General features: G+C 69.2%; 14 protein-coding genes. All 14 read right to left on the reverse strand.

Annotated elements, in window-relative coordinates; genetic code table 11:
- Nucleotides 1-50: 50 nt before the first annotated feature.
- On the reverse strand, nt 51-713 hold the full coding sequence (rplC, locus tag R6Y94_RS12405; RefSeq protein WP_318395953.1) for a 50S ribosomal protein L3: 663 nt from the start codon (nt 711-713) through the stop codon (nt 51-53).
- Nucleotides 714-724: 11 nt separating this feature from the next.
- Nucleotides 725-1,033, reverse strand: coding sequence for a 30S ribosomal protein S10 (gene rpsJ / locus R6Y94_RS12410; RefSeq protein ID WP_007073037.1), 309 nt, complete (start codon nt 1,031-1,033; stop codon nt 725-727).
- Nucleotides 1,034-1,415: 382 nt separating this feature from the next.
- Complete coding sequence (gene tuf, locus R6Y94_RS12415) at nt 1,416-2,609, reverse strand: elongation factor Tu (protein WP_318395954.1); 1,194 nt, start codon at nt 2,607-2,609, stop codon at nt 1,416-1,418.
- Nucleotides 2,610-2,844: 235 nt separating this feature from the next.
- Nucleotides 2,845-4,941, reverse strand: a complete 2,097-nt coding sequence (gene fusA / locus R6Y94_RS12420; protein WP_318395955.1) for an elongation factor G — start codon at nt 4,939-4,941, stop codon at nt 2,845-2,847.
- Nucleotides 4,942-5,040: 99 nt separating this feature from the next.
- Nucleotides 5,041-5,511 carry a 30S ribosomal protein S7 gene (rpsG, locus tag R6Y94_RS12425; RefSeq protein ID WP_101368149.1) on the reverse strand — a complete coding sequence of 157 codons (471 nt, stop codon included), beginning with the start codon at nt 5,509-5,511 and terminating at the stop codon, nt 5,041-5,043.
- 1 nt (nt 5,512) lies between these two features.
- Nucleotides 5,513-5,887 (reverse strand): 30S ribosomal protein S12, encoded by a 375-nt coding sequence (gene rpsL, locus R6Y94_RS12430; RefSeq protein WP_101368150.1) that lies wholly within the window; start codon nt 5,885-5,887, stop codon nt 5,513-5,515.
- A 479-nt stretch (nt 5,888-6,366) separates the two neighbouring features.
- Nucleotides 6,367-7,371, reverse strand: coding sequence for a hypothetical protein (locus R6Y94_RS12435; protein ID WP_318395956.1), 1,005 nt, complete (start codon nt 7,369-7,371; stop codon nt 6,367-6,369).
- A gap of 181 nt (nt 7,372-7,552) precedes the next feature.
- A complete protein-coding gene (locus tag R6Y94_RS12440) occupies nt 7,553-7,900 on the reverse strand; it encodes a hypothetical protein (RefSeq protein ID WP_318396100.1) in 348 nt (115 codons plus the stop codon).
- A gap of 98 nt (nt 7,901-7,998) precedes the next feature.
- Nucleotides 7,999-11,886, reverse strand: coding sequence for a DNA-directed RNA polymerase subunit beta' (locus R6Y94_RS12445; RefSeq protein ID WP_318395957.1), 3,888 nt, complete (start codon nt 11,884-11,886; stop codon nt 7,999-8,001).
- A gap of 92 nt (nt 11,887-11,978) precedes the next feature.
- On the reverse strand, nt 11,979-15,410 hold the full coding sequence (locus R6Y94_RS12450) for a DNA-directed RNA polymerase subunit beta (protein ID WP_318395958.1): 3,432 nt from the start codon (nt 15,408-15,410) through the stop codon (nt 11,979-11,981).
- A 662-nt stretch (nt 15,411-16,072) separates the two neighbouring features.
- Complete coding sequence (gene rplL, locus R6Y94_RS12455; RefSeq protein WP_318395959.1) at nt 16,073-16,456, reverse strand: 50S ribosomal protein L7/L12; 384 nt, start codon at nt 16,454-16,456, stop codon at nt 16,073-16,075.
- A gap of 62 nt (nt 16,457-16,518) precedes the next feature.
- A complete protein-coding gene (gene rplJ / locus R6Y94_RS12460) occupies nt 16,519-17,058 on the reverse strand; it encodes a 50S ribosomal protein L10 (RefSeq protein ID WP_101368155.1) in 540 nt (179 codons plus the stop codon).
- Between the two features lie 364 nt (nt 17,059-17,422).
- A complete protein-coding gene (locus R6Y94_RS12465; RefSeq protein WP_318395960.1) occupies nt 17,423-18,112 on the reverse strand; it encodes a hypothetical protein in 690 nt (229 codons plus the stop codon).
- Entirely contained in the window at nt 18,109-19,185 is a 1,077-nt protein-coding gene (locus R6Y94_RS12470; protein ID WP_318395961.1) for an ATP-binding cassette domain-containing protein, read from the reverse strand. The genes R6Y94_RS12465 and R6Y94_RS12470 overlap by 4 nt, the downstream gene beginning before the upstream one ends.
- Nucleotides 19,186-19,262 lie beyond the last annotated feature (77 nt).

Below are 19,262 nucleotides of genomic sequence, written 5' to 3' on the forward strand. Positions count from 1 at the left end.
CGCTCGTCCTCCGTTCGCGACTGCGAGGCTCGCAAGCTCACTCCTCGCGCTCACTGGGCACCGCCCTTCTTCGCGACGGCCTTGGCGGCCGAGCGGACCAGCACCAGCGCGCCCTTGGGGCCGGGGATGGCGCCGCGGACCAGCAGCAGGTTGTTCTCCGGGTCCACCGCCTGGATGGTGAGGTTCTGCACGGTGTAGCGTGCCCCACCCATCCGGCCGGCCATCCGGGTGCCCTTGAAGACCCGGCCCGGGGTGGCGCAGGCGCCGATCGATCCGGGCGAGCGGTGCTTGCGCTCGACACCGTGGCTGGCGCGCAGACCGTGGAAGCCGTGCCGCTTCATGGGACCGGCGAAGCCCTTGCCCTTGGTCCGGCCGGTCACGTCGATCGGCGTGCCGACGGCGAACGCCTCCACGCTGACCTCCTGCCCCAGCTCGTAGTCCGCGGCGTCGGTGGTGCGCAGCTCGACGATGTGCCGGCGCGGCGCCACGTTCGCCTTGGCGTAGTGGCCGGTGATCGGCTTCTTGACCTTCCGCGGGTCGACCACGCCGTACGCCAGCTGGACCGCGGAGTAGCCGTCCTTATCAGCGGTGCGGACCTGGGTCACGACACACGGTCCGGCCTGCACCACGGTCACCGGGACAACCTTGTTGTTGTCCCAGACCTGGGTCATGCCGAGCTTGGCGCCCAGGATGCCCTTCACTTGCCTGTCCATTAGTCCGGTCCCTACAGCTTGATCTCGATGTCGACGCCAGCCGGCAGGTCGAGGCGCATGAGCGAGTCGACCGTCTTGGGGGTCGGGTCGATGATGTCGATCAGACGCTTGTGCGTGCGCATCTCGAAGTGCTCACGCGAGTCCTTGTACTTGTGCGGCGAACGGATCACGCAGAAACGGTTGATCTCCGTGGGCAGCGGCACCGGGCCCGCGACCTGAGCCCCGGTACGCGTCACCGTCTCAACGATCTTGCGCGCCGAGGAGTCGACCACCTCGTGGTCGTACGCCTTGAGCCGGATGCGGATCTTCTGTCCCGCCATGGTGGCCTCTGTTCCTTCTCTCGCCTTGTCCGTCCCGCCCGCCCGCTCCAGCGGAGCCGCTCTCCCGGAGGGGGAGCGGGATGTTCCATGCCGGGCTCGGGCGCTGCCCAGTTCCCGTGCTGTCCGACCCCCGCGGTCGGGCGTGTCGCACCCCCGGGCCGGACTCCACCCCGGAAAGTCCGAGGCGGTCCCGCCCGTGCGGGAAGTATCGGGGCGCCGGAAATAGATCAACTACTCCCGGACGCCCAACAAGGGTGGCTGACTTGATCTCAATGTCGGTTTCCCGCCGTTGAGCAGCCAGCCACCCCGCCGGTACGCAACCTGACCAGTATGCCGTACTACCGCACGGCAACGCTAATCGGGGTTACCTGAATTACTTTGATTACTTGACGATCTTCGTGACGAACCCGGCGCCGACGGTCCGGCCACCCTCGCGGATCGCGAACTTGAGGTTTTCCTCCATCGCGATCGGCTGGATCAGCTTGACCGACATCGTGGTGTTGTCACCCGGCATGACCATCTCGGTGCCCTCGGGCAGCGTGACGACGCCGGTAACGTCCGTGGTCCGGAAGTAGAACTGCGGACGGTAGTTCTGGAAGAACGGGGTGTGCCGGCCACCCTCCTCCTTGGAGAGGATGTAGACGGTCGCCTCGAACTCCGTGTGCGGGGTGGTGGTGCCGGGCTTGACGACCACCATGCCGCGCTCGACGTCCTCGCGCTTGATGCCCCGGAGCAGCAGACCGACGTTCTCACCCGCGCGGGCCTCGTCGAGCAGCTTGCGGAACATCTCGATACCGGTGCAGACCGTCTTCTGCGACTTCTCGCGGATACCGACGAGCTCCACCTCCTCGTTCGGCTTGAGGATGCCGCGCTCGGCGCGACCGGTGACCACGGTGCCCCGACCGGTGATCGTGAAGACGTCCTCGATCGGCATCAGGAACGGCTTCTCGGTCTCCCGCTCCGGCTGCGGAATGGCGGTGTCGACAGCGCTCATCAGGTCCATGAGCTTGTCGGTCCACTCCGGGTCGCCCTCGAGCGCCTTCAGAGCCGACACCCGGACGACCGGCAGGTCGTCACCCGGGTACTCCTGCGCCGACAGCAGCTCGCGGACCTCGAGCTCGACCAGCTCGAGCAGCTCCTCGTCGTCGACCATGTCGCTCTTGTTCAGCGCCACGACGATGTAGGGAACGCCGACCTGGCGGGCCAGCAGCACGTGCTCGCGGGTCTGCGGCATCGGGCCGTCGGTCGCCGCGACCACCAGGATCGCGCCGTCCATCTGCGCGGCACCGGTGATCATGTTCTTGATGTAGTCGGCGTGACCGGGGCAGTCGACGTGTGCGTAGTGCCGCGCCTCGGTCTGGTACTCGACGTGTGCGATCGAGATCGTGATGCCCCGGGCCTTCTCCTCCGGCGCCTTGTCGATCTCGTCGAACGGCGTGTACGGGTTCAGGTCCGGCATCTTGTCGTGCAGGACCTTCGTGATGGCCGCCGTCAGCGTCGTCTTACCGTGGTCGATGTGACCAATGGTGCCGATGTTGACGTGCGGCTTAGTCCGCTCGAACTTCGCCTTCGCCACTGGTGTCCTCCTGTGGACTTCTTGGTTCGTACGCCCGGCACGCCATTCGGCGCTCAGGACTCTGTCGACAGCCTTTCCGACCGAGGTTCCCGGCCGGGAAGTCATGTGGGTCTTGCGGCGGTGAAACCTTCAGGCCCGGTCTAGCAGCCCGGCCCGTGGGCGCCGCGGGCGAGATTACTCGCCCGCCGCGCTCGCGGTATCACCGGCCCGGTGACTGGTCAGTGCGCGTTTCCGCTCACTCACCCGTCGCCTTCGCGATGATCTCCTTCGCCACGCTCGCGGGAACCTCGGCGTAGGAGTCGAACTGCATGCTGTAGCTAGCCCGGCCCTGGGTCTTCGACCGCAGGTCGCCGACATAGCCGAACATCTCCGACAGCGGCACCAGAGCCCGGACGATGCGAGCGCCGCTGCGCTCCTCCATCGCCTGGATGATGCCTCGGCGGGAGTTGAGGTCGCCGATCACGTCGCCCATGTTCTCCTCGGGCGTGGTGACCTCGACGGACATCATCGGTTCGAGCAGTGCCGGGTCGGCCTTGCGGGCCGCCTCCTTCAGCACCATCGAACCGGCGATCTTGAAGGCCATTTCCGACGAGTCGACCTCGTGGTACTGGCCGTCGAGCAGGGTCAGCTTCAGACCGACCAGCGGGAAGCCGGCGAGGATGCCGTACTGCATGGCGTCCTGGGCACCGGCGTCCACCGAGGGGATGAACTCCCTCGGGATCCGCCCGCCGGTGACCGCGTTCGCGAACTCGTACGTCGGCGAGTCGTTGTCCAGCGGCAGCGGTTCGAGGCTGACGATGACCCGGGCGTACTGCCCCGAACCACCGGTCTGCTTCTTGTGGGTGTACTCGACCTTCTCCACCTTGCGGCGGATGGTCTCCCGGTACGCGACCTGCGGCTTGCCGATGTTCGCCTCGACGTTGAACTCGCGGCGCATCCGGTCCACCAGGATGTCCAGGTGCAGCTCACCCATGCCGGAGATGACGGTCTGGCCGGTCTCCTCGTCGAGCTTGACCCGGAACGTCGGGTCCTCCTCGGCGAGCCGCTGGATGGCGGTGCTCAGCTTCTCCTGGTCGGCCTTTGTCTTCGGCTCGATCGCTACCTCGATGACCGGCTCCGGGAAGGTCATCGACTCCAGGATGACCGGGTTGGCCGGGTCGCAGAGGGTGTCTCCGGTGGTGGTCTGCTTCAGACCCTGCACCGCGATGATGTCGCCAGCCTGGGCCGAGCTGCGCTCTTCCCGCTTGTTGGCGTGCATCTGGTAGATCTTGCCGATCCGCTCCTTGCGGTCCTTGGTGGAGTTGATCACCTGCGATCCGGACTCCACCGTGCCCGAGTAGACGCGGACGTAGGTCAGCTTGCCCAGGTGCTTGTCGGTCTGAATCTTGAAGGCCAGCCCGGAGAACGGCTCGTTCTTGTCCGGCTTGCGCAGCATCGGGGTCTCGCCGTCGGGGGCGGTGCCCTCGATCGCCGGGACGTCCAGCGGCGACGGCAGGTAGTCGACCACCGCATCGAGCATCGGCTGGACACCCTTGTTCTTGAAGGCCGAACCGCAGAGCACCGGGTTCGCCTTGCCACCGATGGTGGCCCGCCGGATGGCGGCCTTGATCGCGTCGACGGAGAGTTCCTCGCCCTCGAGGTACTTCTCCATCACCGAGTCGTCGACGTCGGCGAGGGTCTCGATCAGCTTCTCGCGCCACTCGGCGGCCATGTCCGCGAGGTCGGCCGGAATCTCCTCGACCGCGTAGTCCTCGCCCTTCTGGGTCTCACCGCGCCAGGTCAGCGCCCGCATCCCGATCAGGTCGACGACGCCGATGTGATCGCCTTCCAGGCCGATCGGCACCTGCAGCACCAGCGGGGTGGCGTTGAGCCGGTCGATCATCATCTGCACGCAGCGGAAGAAGTCCGCCCCGGTCCGGTCGAGCTTGTTGACGAAGCACATCCGGGGGACGTTGTACTTGTCGGCCTGGCGCCAGACGTTCTCCGTCTGCGGCTCCACACCGGCGACACCGTCGTAGACGGCCACCGCACCGTCGAGCACCCGCAGCGACCGCTCGACCTCGACCGTGAAGTCGACGTGGCCGGGCGTGTCGATGATCTGGATCGTGTGGCCCTTCCACTCACACTTGGTGGCGGCGGAGGTGATGGTGATCCCCCGCTCCTGCTCCTGCTCCATCCAGTCCATGACGGCGGCGCCTTCGTGGACCTCACCGATCTTGTAGGTGATGCCGGTGTAGAACAGGATCCGCTCGGTGGTAGTGGTCTTACCGGCATCGATGTGCGCCATGATGCCGATGTTGCGTACGTTGGCGAGCGCGTCTGCGGCGGCCACTTCAATCCCTACTTGTCGTCTCGTCGTCGTCTCGTCGGTGTGATCGCGACCGTTGCCCGGGCTCCGGCGCGGCGGACCGCGCCGGAACCCGGCTGGCCGTCACCAGCGGTAGTGCGCGAAGGCCTTGTTGGACTCGGCCATCTTGTGGGTGTCCTCACGCCGCTTCACGGCGGCGCCAAGACCGTTGCTCGCGTCCAGCAGCTCGTTCATCAGCCGCTCGACCATCGTCTTCTCCCGGCGGGCGCGGGAGTAGGTGACCAGCCAGCGCAGGCCGAGCGTCGTGGCACGCTGCGGCTTGACCTCGACCGGCACCTGGTAGGTCGCGCCACCGACCCGGCGGCTGCGGACCTCCAGGGTCGGCTTCACGTTGTCCATCGCCCGCTTGAGCGTGACCACGGGGTCGGTGCCGGACTTCTCCCGGCAGCCCTCCAGGGCCTCGTAGACGATGCGCTCGGCGAGCTGACGCTTGCCGCGGAGCAGGATCTTGTTCACCAGCTGGGTGACCAGCGGGGAGTTGTACACCGGGTCCGCGACCAGCGGCCGGCGCGGAGCAGGGCCCTTACGCGGCATGTCAGCTCTTCTCCTTCTTCGCGCCGTAGCGGCTACGGGCCTGCTTGCGGTTGCGGACGCCCTGGGTGTCCAGCGAACCGCGGACGATCTTGTAACGCACGCCCGGAAGGTCCTTCACACGGCCGCCACGGACCAGCACGAGGGAGTGCTCCTGGAGGTTGTGCCCGACGCCCGGGATGTAGGCGGTCACCTCGATCTGGCTGCTGAGCTTCACCCGAGCGACCTTGCGCAGCGCGGAGTTCGGCTTCTTGGGGGTGGTGGTGTACACGCGCGTGCACACGCCGCGCCGCTGAGGACTCCCCTTCAGCGCCGGCGTCTTGGTCTTACTCGTCTTCGCCTGGCGGCCCTTGCGGACCAACTGCTGGATCGTGGGCACCGGGTTTTCCGCTCCCTTCGGCCGCCCTCTGCGACCGCGCCGTGTGTCTTAGCCGCCCGTACGGGTGGGCTCTCTTACCTTCCAACCAGGGCCGTCTCGGGACGATCCCGGCACCCGCGGTCGGGCGTGTCGCCCGCTCGCGGTTTCCGCCGTCGCTCGTCGACGCCGGATTCCAGCTCGTCGGCACGCTGGGGCGTAGCCGACTCGTTTCGACTTTGTCGTGGGTTGCTCGATTGCCACCACGTGGACTCGGGCACACGCACGAGTTGCCCGGGCATGCCCGGGCACGAGAGGAAAGAGTACCTACCGTGAGTGGGCACGTCAAAACAGGACTCCGGGAGGTCGTCGAGCAACCCCCGGCCAGGCCCGGATCTCCGCGTCGCTCCCGAGAAGCACTGCCGGTTTTCAAGTGTACCGGCTGATCCCGCGATCGGCCCGTCGGCCCGGTAAGCCGACGGCCGTCCGCCCGCCGACGGCGCTCAGGCCAGTTGCAGCAGCACTGCCACGGCCAGCGCGAGCACCGTCAGCGCGAGGCCCACACCGGCACAGCTGAGGCCGGCGATCGCCAGCCCCCGGCCGGTGAACCGGACCGGCGGCGCCGCGGAGCCCGGCGCGGCTGCGGGCGTCACGCGGCGACGGCCGGCCCAGAGCGCCCGGCCGATGGGCGAGGTCTGCCGGCGGCCCAGCTCGCCCAGCAGCACGCCGGCCAGGCCGAGCAGCCCGGCGAGCACCGCGAAGGCGCCCGCGACCCAGCCGCCCCAGTCCTCCGGGCTGCTGCCGGCGAGGCCCAGGCAGCCGGCGGTGAGGGCGACCAGCACGGATCCGACCCCGGTCACCAGCGAGGCCACCGCCGGCCCTGAGGTGACCGGAGCCACCTCGAGATGTACCAGGCCGAACGGCGTACCCGGGACCGCGTCCACCCGGCTGGGCGCCCGCAGCGACTCGCGGGGTGGCGCCGGCACCGCGGCCGGTCCACCGCCGCCGGCCGGGCCCGCTCCGCCGGCCAGACCGGGCATGCCGGGGTACGCCGTCGGCGCACCGCCCGGCGTCGCGGCCCGCAGCGGCTCCGCCACCGGGTACCCGGCGACGCCGGCCGCCCCCGGCGTACCCGCGGGGGGCGGGCCGGAGATCGGAACCGCCGGCACCGGGCCGGAATCCTGGCCGGGCGCCCAGGCGGAGGTCACCGGGGTCGGCGGCGGGACGGGGCTCGGTGCCCAGGTCGGGTTCGCCGGGAGCGGGGCGGTGGAGGCGCCTGCCCAGCCAGTGCCGGCGACCCCCGGCCCGGCCTCGGACCCGGTCGGCGCGGGGCGGGACCATTCGCTGGCCAATCCGCCCCGCTCCCCCGGCGCGCTCGTCGGCGACGCTGCGGCAGTCGGCGGCAGCGTGTACGAGGGTTCGTGGTAGCGAGGCTCGGGCCCGGCGGGCTGCCCCGGCGTCTCGTCCGCCGCGCGCTCCACCCCGGGTGGCTGCGCCTCCTCCGTCACGAAAATCCCCCTGCACACCACCGAGCCGCCAACCACGGCGGAACCGACCGGCCGAGGAGAATCCGTCGACCGGGCCCGACACGTCGTGCCAAGGTCAGGTTACCGCCGCGCGGCCAGCCGCCACCGGCCCGGTTACGTCCGGTAGCCCTGCCACCGAACCACCCCTCCGCCGGCGGCCTGGTCAGTCGACCCCGGGCGCGAAGTCCTGGCCCACCGAGCCGTCGGCCAGATTCACCACACCGATCACGGTCGCCGCCACCAGCGCGGTCGCGGCGAGGGCGACGCCGGCCCAGGCCAGCCGCTCACCGCGACGCAGCCAGGCGGCACCCGTCAGATAACCGCGGGAGGCGTACGCCTCCCGGCGGGCCTGCCGGGCCAGCACCATCGCCAGCGTCGCCGGGACGATGCCCCCGACCAGTGGACCGGTCAGCAGCGCCACCAGGCCGAGGGCGAAGACCGCCCGGGACTTGGTGGAACGCACCGGATCCGGGTCGAGCGGATGCCGCGTCCCCGGGTTGGCGGCCGGCATCGTGGTCACCCCGCCAGCCTACCCAACCCGGCGTGCACGGCCGGAAAAGCGAGGCGCCCCGCTCGTCGACCGACGAGCGGGGCGCCTCAGGTGTCGCCTTAGCGGTACGACCCGAAGTCGAAGTCGTCCAGCGGCACCGCCTGGCCGCTGGCCGGCCCGAACCCGTAGTCGGTCTCCGGGTAGCCGGTCATCGAGTAGACCTTGGCCTTCGCCTCCTCGGTCGGCTCGACCCGGATGTTGCGGTACTTGCTGATGCCCGTACCGGCCGGGATGAGCTTACCGATGATGACGTTCTCCTTGAGACCGATCAGCGAGTCGCTCCGGGCGTGGATCGCCGCGTCCGTGAGTACCCGGGTGGTCTCCTGGAAGGACGCCGCCGACAGCCACGAGTCGGTGGCCAGCGACGCCTTGGTGATACCCATCAGCACCGGCCGGCCCGCCGCGGGCTCGCCGCCCTCGGAGACGAGTCGGCGGTTCTCCGACTCGAACAGTGCCCGGTCGACCAGCACACCCGGCAGGAACTCGGTCGCGCCGGAGTCGATCACCGTCACCCGCTTGAGCATCTGGCGGATGATGATCTCGATGTGCTTGTCGTGGATGAGCACACCCTGCGACCGGTAGACCTCCTGGACCTCCTGGGTCAGGTGGACCTGCACCGCCCGCGGGCCGAGGATCCGCAGCAGCTCGTGCGGGTCGATCGTGCCCTTGGTGAGCTTCTGGCCGACGTCGACGTGATCCCCGTCGTGCGCCTGGAGCGGCACCCGCTTGGAGATCTTGTCGTACACGATCTCGTCGCTGCCGTCGTCCGGCACCACGATGATCTTGCGCGACCGCTCGCCGTCCTCGATCCGGATCCGGCCCGGCGTGTCGGCGATCGGCGCCTTGCCCTTCGGGACCCGGGCTTCGAAGATCTCCTGGACCCGGGGCAGACCCTGGGTGATGTCCTCACCCGCGACACCACCGGTGTGGAAGGTACGCATCGTGAGCTGCGTACCCGGCTCACCGATCGACTGGGCGGCGATGATGCCGACCGCCTCGCCGACGTCCACGGTCTTGCCGGTCGGCAGCGAGCGGCCGTAGCACGCCCCGCAGACGCCGAGCTTGGACTCGCAGGTGAGCACGCTGCGGACCCGTACGGTGTCCACCCCGGCCCCCACGATCCTGTCGACCAGGATCGTGTTGATGTCCGCACCCCGCTCGGCGACCAGGTTGCCGTCCGGGCCCTTGATGTCGTCGGCCAGGGTCCGGGCGTGCACGCTGGTCTCCACGTGCTCGTGTGCCACCAGCCTGCCGTCGAGCTGGGTCGCGATCTGCATCGGGATGGCGCGGTCGGTGCCGCAGTCCTCCTCGCGGATGATCACGTCCTGCGAGACGTCCACCAGACGACGGGTCAGGTAACCCGAGTCGGCGGTACGCAGCGCCGTGTCGGCGAGACCCTTCCGGGCACCGTGCGTGGAGATGAAGTACTCCAGCACGGAGAGACCCTCCCGGTAGCTGGCCTTGATCGGCCGCGGGATGATCTCACCCTTCGGGTTGGCCACCAGACCACGGATCGCCGCGATCTGCCGGAGCTGAAGCAGGTTACCGCGGGCACCCGAGTTGATCATCTTCCACAGCGGGTTCTCCTGCGGCAGCGCGGTCTCCATCTCCTTGGCGACCTCGTTGGTCGCCTTGGTCCAGATCTCGATGAGCTCGCCGCGACGTTCCTCGGCGGTCATCAGACCCCGCTGGTACTGCTTGTCGATCCGCTCGGCTTCCTTCTCGTACCGCTCCAGGATCTCCCGCTTGCGCGGCGGCGCGATGACGTCCTCCATGCCGATCGTCACGCCGGACCAGGTGGCCCAGTGGAAACCGGCCTCCTTGAGCCCGTCGAGCGTCGCGGCCAGGGCCACCTTCGGGAACCGCTCGGCGAGATCGTTGACGATCGCGGAGAGCTGCCCCTTGCGGATCTCGTAGTTCACGAACCGGTAGCCGACCGGCAGGGTCTCGTTGAAGAGCACCCGGCCGAGCGTGGTCTCCACGGTCAGCGGCTCACCCGGAACCCAGCCCTCCGGCGCGGTCCACCGCGAGGCACCGGGGCCGTTGTCCACCTCGACCACACCGCGCAGCCGGACCTTCACCGGGGTCTGCAGGTGCAGCTCACCGTTGTCGAAGGCCATCCGCGCCTCGGCGTCCGAGCTGAACGCCCGGCCCTCGCCGACCTCACCCGGGGTGAGGTGGGTCAGGTGGTAGAGGCCGATGACCATGTCCTGGGTGGGCATGGTGACCGGCTTGCCGTCCGCCGGCTTGAGGATGTTGTTGGACGAGAGCATCAGGATCCGGGCCTCGGCCTGCGCCTCGGCGGACAGCGGTACGTGCACCGCCATCTGGTCACCGTCGAAGTCCGCGTTGAACGCGGTGCAGACCAGCGGGTGGATCTGGATCGCCTTGCCCTCGACGAGCTGCGGCTCGAACGCCTGGATGCCCAGCCGGTGCAGGGTCGGCGCCCGGTTCAGCAGCACCGGGTGCTCGCCGATGACCTCTTCCAGCACGTCCCAGACGACCGGCCGCTGCCGCTCGACCATCCGCTTCGCGGACTTGATGTTCTGTGCGTGGTTGAGGTCGACCAGCCGCTTCATCACGAACGGCTTGAACAGCTCCAGCGCCATCTGCTTGGGCAGGCCGCACTGGTGCAACTTGAGCTGCGGACCGACCACGATCACGGAACGACCGGAGTAGTCGACCCGCTTGCCCAGCAGGTTCTGCCGGAACCGGCCCTGCTTGCCCTTGAGCATGTCCGACAGCGACTTCAGTGGCCGGTTACCCGGGCCGGTGACCGGCCGACCACGCCGGCCGTTGTCGAACAGCGCGTCCACGGCCTCCTGGAGCATCCGCTTCTCGTTGTTGACGATGATCTCGGGCGCGCCGAGGTCGATCAGTCGCTTGAGCCGGTTGTTCCGGTTGATCACACGGCGGTAGAGGTCGTTCAGGTCCGAGGTCGCGAACCGGCCACCATCGAGCTGCACCATCGGGCGCAGGTCCGGCGGGATCACCGGTACGCAGTCCAGCACCATGCCGAGCGGCGAGTTGCGGGTGTTCAGGAACGCCGCCACGACCTTGAGCCGCTTGAGCGCCCGGATCTTCCGCTGGCCCTTACCACTACGGATGATCTCGCGGAGGTTGTCCGCCTCGGCGTCCAGGTCCATGTTCTGGACCAGCGCCTTGATCGCCTCGGCACCCATCCCACCGGTGAAGTACTCGCCGAACCGGTCCCGCAGCTCGCGGTAGAGCAGCTCGTCGGTGACCAGCTGCTTCGGCTCCAGCTTGCGGAAGGTGTCCAGCACCTCGTCGAGGCGGTCGATCTCGCGCTGGGCCCGGTCGCGGATCTGGCGCATCTCGCGCTCTCCGCCCTCCTTGACCTTGCGCCGGACGTCCGCCTTGGCACCCTCGGCCTCCAGCTCGGCCAGGTCGGCCTCGAGCTTGGCGGCCCGCTTCTCGATCTCCGAGTCGCGGCTGTTCTCCGCCTGCCGCTTCTCGGCGAGGATCTCGTTCTCCACCGTCGAGAGGTCGCGGTGCCGCGCCTCCGTGTCGACGCTGGTCACCACGTACGACGCGAAGTAAATGATCTTTTCGAGGTCCTTCGGCGCCAGGTCGAGCAGGTAGCCCAGCCGGCTCGGCACACCCTTGAAGTACCAGATGTGCGTGACCGACGCGGCCAGCTCGATGTGGCCCATCCGCTCACGCCGCACCTTGGAGCGGGTCACCTCGACACCGCAGCGCTCACAGATGATGCCCTTGAACCGGACCCGCTTGTACTTACCGCAGTAGCACTCCCAGTCCCGCTGCGGGCCGAAGATCTTCTCGCAGAAGAGCCCGTCCTTTTCCGGCTTCAGGGTGCGGTAGTTGATCGTCTCAGGCTTCTTAACCTCGCCGTGCGACCACTGACGGATGTCGTCAGCGGTGGCCAGGCCAATCCGCAACTCGTCGAAGAAGTTGACGTCGAGCACGTTATATGTCCCTCGTGTCGTGTCGTTTTCTGTTGCTAGCACCCGGGGTTGGGGTTCGGGGTGGCTCGAGCCGCCCCGAACCCACCACCCACCTACACCTCTTCGACCGAGCTCGGCTCACGCCGGGACAGGTCGATGCCGAGTTCCTCCGCGGCCCGGAAGACCTCGTCGTCGGTCTCGCGCATCTCCAGGGCCACACCGTCGCTGGAGAGCACCTCTACGTTGAGGCACAGCGACTGGAGCTCCTTGAGCAGCACCTTGAAGGACTCCGGGATGCCCGGTTCGGGAATGTTCTCGCCCTTGACGATCGCCTCGTACACCTTGACCCGGCCGAGGACGTCGTCGGACTTGATCGTCAGCAGCTCCTGCAGGGCGTACGCGGCGCCGTACGCCTGCATCGCCCAGCACTCCATCTCGCCGAACCGCTGGCCACCGAACTGCGCCTTACCACCCAGCGGCTGCTGCGTGATCATCGAGTACGGGCCGGTCGACCGAGCGTGGATCTTGTCGTCGACCAGGTGGTTCAGCTTGAGGATGTAGATGTAGCCGACCGCGATCGGGTCGGGCAGCGGCTCGCCGGAACGTCCGTCGAAGAGCTGCGCCTTGCCGCTCGCGCCGATCAGCTGCTTGCCGTCCCGGTTGGGCAGGGTCGACGAGAGCAGACCGGAGATCTCCTCCTCCTTGGCGCCGTCGAAGACCGGCGTCGCCACGTTGGTGTCCGGCTCGGACTCGTGCGCGTCGATCGACCGCAGCGCCCGCTTCCAGTCCGCGTCCTCGCCCTGTACCTGCCAGCCGGTCTTGGCGACCCACCCGAGGTGGGTTTCCAGCACCTGGCCGATGTTCATCCGGCTCGGCACGCCGAGCGGGTTGAGCACGATGTCGACCGGGGTGCCGTCCTCCAGGAACGGCATGTCCTCGACCGGCAGGATCTTGGAGATGACGCCCTTGTTGCCGTGCCGGCCAGCGAGCTTGTCACCGTCCTGGATCTTCCGCTTCTGCGCCACGTAGACCCGGACCAGCTCGTTGACGCCCGGCGGCAGCTCGTCGCCGTCCTCCCGGGAGAAGGTCCGTACGCCGATGACCGTGCCGGTCTCGCCGTGCGGCACCTTCAGCGAGGTGTCCCGGACCTCGCGCGCCTTCTCGCCGAAGATCGCGCGGAGCAGCCGCTCCTCCGGGGTCAGCTCGGTCTCGCCCTTGGGCGTAACCTTGCCGACCAGGATGTCGCCGGTGACGACCTCGGCACCGATCCGGATGATGCCACGCTCGTCGAGGTCGGCGAGCATCTCCTCGCTGACGTTCGGGATGTCGCGGGTGATCTCCTCCGGACCGAGCTTGGTGTCCCGGGCGTCGACCTCGTGCTCCTCGATGTGGATCGAGGTGAGGGCATCCTGCTGGACGAGGCGCTGCGACAGGATGATCGCGTCCTCGTAGTTGTGGCCCTCCCACGGCATGAACGCGACCAGCAGGTTGCGGCCGAGCGCCATCTCGCCGTCGTCGGTGCACGGACCGTCCGCGATGACCTGGCCCGCCTCCACCCGGTCGCCCTCGAAGACGATCGGCTTCTGGTTGACGCAGGAGCCCGCGTTGGAGCGACGGAATTTGTGCAGCAGGTAGGTACGCCGGTGGCCGTCGTCCTGGTGCACCGTCACGTAGTCGGCGCACAGGTCCTCGACCACGCCGCCGACCTCGGCGACGACCACGTCACCGGCGTCCACCGCGGCCCGGTACTCCATACCGGTACCGACCAGCGGCGCCTCGGCCTTGACCAGCGGCACCGCCTGGCGCTGCATGTTCGCGCCCATCAGTGCCCGGTTGGCGTCGTCGTGCTCGAGGAACGGAATCATGGCGGTGGCGACCGACACCATCTGGCGCGGCGACACGTCCATGTAGTCGACCGCGGTGGGAGCGACGTAGTCGACCTCACCGCCCTTCCGGCGGACCAGGACCCGGTCCTCGGCGAAGGTGCCGTCCGCACGCAGCGCGGTGTTGGCCTGCGCCTTGACGAACCGGTCCTCCTCGTCGGCGGTCAGGTAGTCGATCTGGTCGGTGACCCGGCCCTCGACCACCTTCCGGTACGGCGTCTCGATGAAGCCGAACGGGTTGACCCGGCCGAAGGTCGACAGGGCGCCGATCAGGCCGATGTTCGGGCCTTCCGGCGTCTCGATCGGGCACATCCGGCCGTAGTGCGACGGGTGCACGTCCCGGACCTCGAAGCCGGCCCGCTCCCGGGACAGACCACCCGGGCCGAGCGCGCTCAGCCGGCGCCGGTGGGTCAGGCCCGCCAGCGGGTTGGTCTGGTCCATGAACTGGGACAGCTGCGACGTACCGAAGAACTCCTTGATCGCCGCCACCACCGGGCGGATGTTGATCAGGGTCTGCGGGGTGATCGCCTCGACGTCCTGGGTGGTCATCCGCTCGCGGACCACCCGCTCCATCCGGGAGAGGCCGACCCGAACCTGGTTCTGGATCAGCTCGCCCACGGTACGGAGCCGGCGGTTGCCGAAGTGGTCGATGTCGTCGGCCTCGTAGCCCTCCTCACCGGCGTGCAGCCGGCAGAGGTACTCCACGGTGGCGACGATGTCGTCCTCGGTCAGCGTGCCGGTGTTGATCGGCACGTCCAGCTCGAGCTTCTTGTTGAACTTGTATCGGCCGACCTTGGCGACGTCGTACCTCTTCGGGTTGAAGAAGAGGTTGTCGAGCAGGGTCTGGGCGTTCTCCCGGGTGGGAGGCTCGCCCGGCCGGAGCTTGCGGTAGATGTCGAGCAGTGCCTCGTCCACCCCGGCGATGTGGTCCTTCTCCAGGGTGGTCATCATCAGCTCGGACCAGCCGAACCGCTCGCGGATCTGCTCGTTGGTCCAGCCGATCGCCTTGAGCAGGACGGTGACGGCCTGCCGGCGCTTACGGTCGATGCGGACACCCACGGTGTCGCGCTTGTCGATGTCGAACTCCAGCCAGGCACCCCGACTCGGGATGACCTTGACGCTGGAGAGATCGCGGTCGGAGGTCTTGTCCGGCTGCTTGTCGAAGTAGACGCCCGGGGACCGGACGAGCTGGCTGACCACCACGCGCTCGGTGCCGTTGATGATGAAGGTGCCCTTCGGCGTCATCATCGGGAAGTCACCCATGAACACCGTCTGGCTCTTGATCTCGCCGGTGGTGTTGTTGGTGAACTCCGCGGTCACGAACAGCGGGGCGCAGTAGGTCAGGTCCTTCTCCTTACACTCCTCGATCGAGGCCTTGACCTCGTCGAAGCGGGGCGCGGAGAAGGAAAGCGACATAGTGCCAGAGAAGTCCTCAATGGGACTGATCTCGTCGAGGATCTCGGCGAGACCCGATCGAGCGTGCGGGTCGTCGGCCGACCGGCCCTGCCAAGCCTCGTTGCCGACCAGCCAGTCAAACGACTCGTTCTGGATGGCGAGGAGGTTGGGGACCTCGAGGTGTTCGGTAATCCTGCCGAAGGAGATTCGGCGGGGCGCGAAAGCGCTCGACGTACGACTGGTCTTCGCAGGGCGGGAAGCTGCCAAGATGCGTCCTTCCGAGGACCGGTGCTGCTAGATGCGGCTGTCACGCGTGCACTCCAATGGCCCCACTCCAAACGCCCAAAACTGGACATTCCGAGCAGGGGTCAAGTCGGAAGGCAGCGCAAACTAGCAGTGTAGCCGAGCGGCTAACCGCTGTCCAGCCCACCACGGCAGGGCGTTGCAGAACGTGTCGCCAGCCGCCGGCTGGCGCGCGCCGAGCGCGCTCACACGTCCCGCACGCATCCCGCTAGGCCTCGTAGGGGCCAGCGGCTCGTGGTGCTCCGTGGCCCTTACCCAGGTGTCGGCCGTCGCAAGCGCGGAAGGTCTTGCTGATGTCAGCGTGCCTGCCGGTTCCTGCCGCGTCAAGGGCTGATGACCGGGTCGGGCGACGTCTTTGCCCGGGTCGCCATCCGAGCCTGACCGGCCGGACGGGCCGACGACGGCCGTCCGAGGCGCCAAAGCCCTGATCATCGACGGTCGCAGCCTGTCAACGAACGGAGACGGGCGGCGATCCGGCGCCGGACCGCCGCCCGTCGGCGACATTGCTGTGCGTCAGCTCACTAGCCGACGCGAACCGCCTCCGGTGGCCCGTACCTCCGCAGCCCCCCGCTCGGCGGAACGGAGAGCTGGTCGGTACGGGCGCCCGGGGGCGACGCGGTGCGGAACTACTTGAGGGTGACCTTCGCGCCCTCGGCCTCGAGCTTGGCCTTGGCCTTGTCGGCGGCCTCCTTGTTGGCCTTCTCCAGGACCGGCTTCGGCGCGCCCTCGACGAGGTCCTTGGCCTCCTTCAGGCCCAGGCCGGTCAGCTCACGCACGACCTTGATGACCTGGATCTTCTTGCCGCCGTCGGCCTCCAGGATGACGTCGAACTCGTCCTGCTCCGGCTCGGCCTCGGCCGCCGGGGCCGCAGGGCCACCGGCAGCGATGGCCACCGGTGCGGCGGCGGTCACGTCGAAGGTGGTCTCGAACTGCTTCACGAACTCCGAGAGCTCGATCAGCGTCATCTCCTTGAACGCGTCGAGCAGCTCTTCGGTGCTGAGCTTCGCCATGGTGTCTGGCGTCCTTTCCTAATCTCTTACACGAATATCGGGGGTACCGGAGGGCTGGCCGCTCAGGCCTGCCCCTCCTTCTCACGCTTGTCCTGCAGGGCAGCCGCCAGGCGGGCGGTCTGCGCCAGCGGCGCCTGGAACAGGGCAGCGGCCTTGCTCAGGCTGCCCTTCATCGCGCCGGCCATCTTGGCCAGCAGCACCTCACGGGACTCGAGGTCGGCGAGCTTGTTGACCTCGTCCGCGGTGATCGCCCGGCCCTCGAAGACGCCACCCTTGATGACGAGCTTCGGGTTGGCCTTCGCGAACTCCCGCAGACCCTTCGCCGCCTCGACCACGTCGCCGGAGACGAAGGTCAGCGCGGTAGGACCGGTGAACAGCTCGTCGAGGCCGGCAATGCCAGCGTCCGTCGCGGCGCGCTTGGCCAGCGTGTTCTTCGCCACCTCGTAGGTCGTGTCCCGACCGAGCGAGCGGCGTAGCTGGGTGAGCTGGGAAACCGTCAGGCCGCGGTACTCGGTGAGCACGGTGGCTCCCGAGTTGCGGAAGTATTCGGTGAGCTCGGCGACGGCGGTGGCCTTGTCGGCCCGAACCGGCTTGTCCGCCATGTCCCTCCTCTCTCGTTGCTCCAGGCTGATCACGGCCCGATCGGCCGTCTGGGCGCGATCGGAGCCCGGGTGCGGATCGGAAGTTCCGCCGCAACGAGAGAAGCCCCGGCGCAGGGCGCACGGGGCGGGGAAGGTCATGCGGACACGACCTGGCACGCTACCGTCTCCCCTGCGCGGGCCGCCCGTCGAGCGGGACCTTCGACCGTGCCGGGGCACGGTGACCAGCGGTCTCTGGGTTAGAACGTCGGCCAGACTAGCTGGCCGACTTATCAGAGTACGGGATGCCTGCCGTAACGGCCAAATCACCCGAGGTGGTCCGGCTCACGTCCGGCCCGTCCCCGCTCAGGCGCCACCGTCCCCCGGCTCAGGTCCGGCGGCGGCGCAGCCAGGCGTACCCGGCCAGCGCCGCAGCGCTCCAGAGCAGGGCGTGCCCGGTCAACTGGGCCACCGACCAGCCGGTCGGCCCGGCGGTGCTGGCCCGGGCGGTGGCGAGTACCGGGGGCGCGATCCAGGGCAGCACCGAGTCCTTCAACCCGAGGACGTACACCCCGACCACCCCGCCGACCATGGCGGCTAGCCCGTACAGCGGGCTGTTGGTCGCCGCCCGGCTGGCCAGCGCGCCCAGGCCGACGGCCGCCGGCAGGACCAGCAGGTGTGCCCAGAGCCCGACCGTCAGGCCCAGCCCGAGCGGCAGGTCGCCGTCCCGTTGGGGCCCGGTCACCCCGCCCACCAGCCAGGGCAGCAGCAGCGCGACCGGGACCAGGGCCAGCCCGGCCAGCCCGGCGGCGAGGATCCCGCCGGCCAACTCCGCCCGGCGGCCGGCGGCGACCACGGCAAGCCGGCGCTGGATGTCCGGCTCGGTGTCCAGCAGCAGCTTGGTCTGCCAGGTCAGGACCGGGAAGAGCACCACGGCGGAGACCCCGTACGCCTCGGCGGCCTGCGCGGCACCGCCCCCGTACAGCACGGTGAGTGCGACCAGCCCGGCGATCAGCGGCGGCAGCGCCCGGGCGGTCCGGACGAATCCCGCCAACCGCATCCGGGCCAGCGCGGTCACGACGCCTCCCCGGTGGCCGCGCCGGGTTTGGTCGGCTGCTCGCCGCCCCCGTCGACCGCCCCGGCCGCTCCGGCCGCCTTGGCTGGAATGGCTGGAACAGCCGGAACACCGGGAACAGCCGGAACGGCCTGGGCACCGGGGACGGTCCGGGTGCCCCTGGCCGCCGGGGTGCGGTGCGGGGCGGGCACTTCGGCCGCGAGGTCAGCATGTCCGGCGGCCGGTGGCTCGGCACGGCGTACCCCGAGCACCTGGTGGCCGGCGCGGCGCAGCGCGGCGACGGTCTCCAGGGCCCGCTCGGTCGGCACCGCGATCTCCACCACGGAGGTCCCGGCCCCGGCGGCCCGCTGGTCGGCACCGGCCGGAGACACGGCGGAGACACCCCCGGCAGGGGTCGGAGGCACGGCGGAGGCAGTCCCGGCAGGGGTCTCGGCCCCGGCGGGCCGCTGGCCGCCGGAGCCCGGAGACAGGACGCTCACGGTCCCGTCGGCCACGCTCCACTGCGCGGCGTGCGGCAGCCGGACCGTCTCGCCACGGTGGTCGCTGACCAGTACGGCGCCGCCGTCGTCGAGTACCTCCCCGATCAGCTCGGGGACCAGTTCGCGGGTGGCCGCGTCCAGCCCCTCCCATGGTTCGTCGAGGACGAGCAGTCCGGGCGGACGGAGCAGGGCCTGGGCCAGCCCGACCTTCTGGGCGGTGCCCTTGGAGAGCGCCGGCAGCCGGACGTCGCGGTACGCCGCCAGCCCGAGGCGCTCGATCCAGCCGGTCACGGTACGAGCGGCTGCCGCGGCCGAGAGCCCCCGGATCCGCCCCATCCCGGTGAGGTACTGGTCGACGGTGTACGGCTGGTCCGCCGGAAAGCGCTCCGGCACCCAGCCGACCGCACTGGGCCGGTCCCGGACCACACCCCGGGTCGGGTCCAGTACGCCCACCGCCACCTGGAGCAGCGTCGACTTGCCCACGCCGTTGCGGCCGAGCACCACGGCGCTCTGCCCGGGGCCGATCTCCAGCTCGACCGCGCGCAGCACCCACGGGGCGCGGACGCCGTACCGCAGCCAGACCTGATCCAGTCGCACGGATAGCAGAGTGCCATAGCGCCGCCGGAACACGGAGCCGCAGCGCGCCGGAGGGTGGTGGTGACACCGATCCGGAG

Origin of the sequence: Plantactinospora sp. KLBMP9567 (assembly GCF_033446045.1) — a bacterium.
In the GTDB taxonomy this organism is placed as follows: domain Bacteria; phylum Actinomycetota; class Actinomycetes; order Mycobacteriales; family Micromonosporaceae; genus Plantactinospora.

Coding starts and splice junctions, on each gene's coding strand:
- rplC (WP_318395953.1), bottom strand. CDS start 713: ATGGACAGGCAAGTGAAGGGCATCCTGGGCGCCAAGCTCGGCATGACC.
- rpsJ (WP_007073037.1), bottom strand. CDS start 1,033: ATGGCGGGACAGAAGATCCGCATCCGGCTCAAGGCGTACGACCACGAG.
- rpsG (WP_101368149.1), bottom strand. CDS start 5,511: ATGCCGCGTAAGGGCCCTGCTCCGCGCCGGCCGCTGGTCGCGGACCCG.
- R6Y94_RS12440 (WP_318396100.1), bottom strand. CDS start 7,900: ATGCCGGCCGCCAACCCGGGGACGCGGCATCCGCTCGACCCGGATCCG.
- rplL (WP_318395959.1), bottom strand. CDS start 16,456: ATGGCGAAGCTCAGCACCGAAGAGCTGCTCGACGCGTTCAAGGAGATG.
- rplJ (WP_101368155.1), bottom strand. CDS start 17,058: ATGGCGGACAAGCCGGTTCGGGCCGACAAGGCCACCGCCGTCGCCGAG.